2 protein-coding genes and 1 pseudogene are annotated in these 1,766 nt (G+C 64.1%); all 3 read left to right on the top strand.

The window, feature by feature from the left end:
- On the top strand, positions 1 to 316 hold a 316-nt coding region (gene rlmH / locus JHD67_RS21300), incomplete at its 5' end, for a 23S rRNA (pseudouridine(1915)-N(3))-methyltransferase RlmH (protein WP_199101146.1).
- A gap of 105 nt (positions 317 to 421) precedes the next feature.
- Positions 422 to 871 carry a GNAT family N-acetyltransferase gene (locus JHD67_RS21305; RefSeq protein ID WP_199101147.1) on the top strand — a complete coding sequence of 150 codons (450 nt, stop codon included), beginning with the start codon at positions 422 to 424 and terminating at the stop codon, positions 869 to 871.
- 91 nt (positions 872 to 962) lie between these two features.
- A pseudogene (locus tag JHD67_RS21310) lies at positions 963 to 1,766 on the top strand (propionyl-CoA--succinate CoA transferase); the annotation flags it as partial.

Genomic DNA, 1,766 nt, shown 5'->3' on the forward strand with positions numbered 1-1,766 from the left:
GATCCAGGACGAAGGCGCCGCGATTCTCGCGGCGTTGCCACGTGACATCCATGTGGTGGCGCTGGATGGGCGCGGCAAAACCTGGTCCAGCGAGGACCTCGCTGCGCAGTTGGCCAAGTGGCGCATGTCCGGGCGCGATCTGGCGTTCTTGATTGGCGGCCCGGACGGGCATGCACCGGAGGTACTGGCGCGTGCCGACCAGAGCTGGTCGCTGGGGCCGCTTACCTTGCCGCACATGTTGGTGCGCCTGGTGCTGGCCGAGCAGCTCTACCGTGCCACCACTTTGTTGTCCGGGCACCCCTATCACCGAGCCTGAGCGTTCACCGGCCATTGGCCGCGCGAGCGCGACAAAGTGGTCATAGGCTAGCTGCGCAGCGCTGCCACATACTGCACCGGTGTTCACTCCATCGGGACAACGGATATGTCGGTCAACGTTCGGCAGGCCACCATTCACGACCTCGAACGGCTCGTGCCGCTGTTCGATGGCTATCGCCAGTTCTATGGACAGCCGTCCGATGCGGAGCGCGCACGCGCGTTCCTCCTGGCGCGATTCCAGCATCACGAGTCGGTGGTGTTGCTTGCCGTGGACGACGAAGGCGAAGGCCTGGGTTTCGTGCAGCTGTATCCGTTGTTTTCCTCGGTGCGCATGGCGCGCACGTATCTGCTCAATGATCTGTTCGTGGCACCTGCGGCGCGCCGTCGCGGCGTGGCGGTAGCGTTGATGCATGAGGCGGTGGTGTATGCCCGGGCGGTCGGCGCGGTCGGCATGTCCCTGACAACGGCGCATACGAATGAGGCCGCGCAGCGCGTGTACGAATCACTGGGCTGGCAGCGGGAGCCGCACTTTCGCGAGTACGTGATCGCGCTTTGATCGGCAACCCTCACCGACCATCGTCTAACTTGCCAAAGGTTTGACGTGATCGGGCGTTACCATGGGCGGATCGCAACCAGGAGACAGCACCATGAGTACGCGCATCCGCCATGCGGGGCTCGCCGACAAGGTCATGACGGCAGCCCAGGCGGCGGAACTGATCGAGCCCGGCATGACGATCGGCATGAGCGGTTTCACCGGCGCGGGTTATCCCAAGTCGGTGCCGCAGGCGCTGGCGACGCGCATGCTGGCGAGCCAGGAGCGGGGCGAACGCTTCCGCGTGAGCGTGCTGACCGGTGCCTCCACCGCACCCGAGCTGGACGGGGCGCTGGCCAAAGCCGATGGCATCGATTTGCGCTTGCCGTACCAGTCCGATCCGGAGCTGCGTGGACGCATCAATCGCGGCGAAATGGATTACCTGGACATCCATCTCAGCCATGTCGCGCAGTACGCGTGGTTCGGCTTCTTCGGCAATATGGACCTGGCCATCATCGAAGCCACGGCGATCATGCCCGATGGCAGCCTGTTGCCGTCCTCCTCGGTGGGCAACAACAAGACCTGGCTGGATCTGGCGGACAAGGTGATCGTGGAGGTCAACCATTGGCAGCCGATCGAAATGGACGGCATGCACGATGTGTACTACGGCACGGCGCTGCCGCCTCATCGCAAGCCGATTCCGCTGCTCAAGCCAGAGGATCGCATCGGCGAACCTTACCTGCGCCTGGACCCGTCCAAGGTCATCGCGGTAGTGGAAACCAATGCGCCCGATCGCAACAGCGCGTTTGCGCCGCCGGATGAAACCTCGCGCCAAATCGCCGACAACCTGATCGACTTCTTTCGCCATGAAATCGCCAAGGGGCGCCTGGGGCCGCAGTTGCTGCCCTTGCAGTCGGGC

The sequence above is a fragment of the Dyella sp. ASV21 genome (assembly GCF_016428975.1).
Lineage (GTDB): Bacteria > Pseudomonadota > Gammaproteobacteria > Xanthomonadales > Rhodanobacteraceae > Dyella.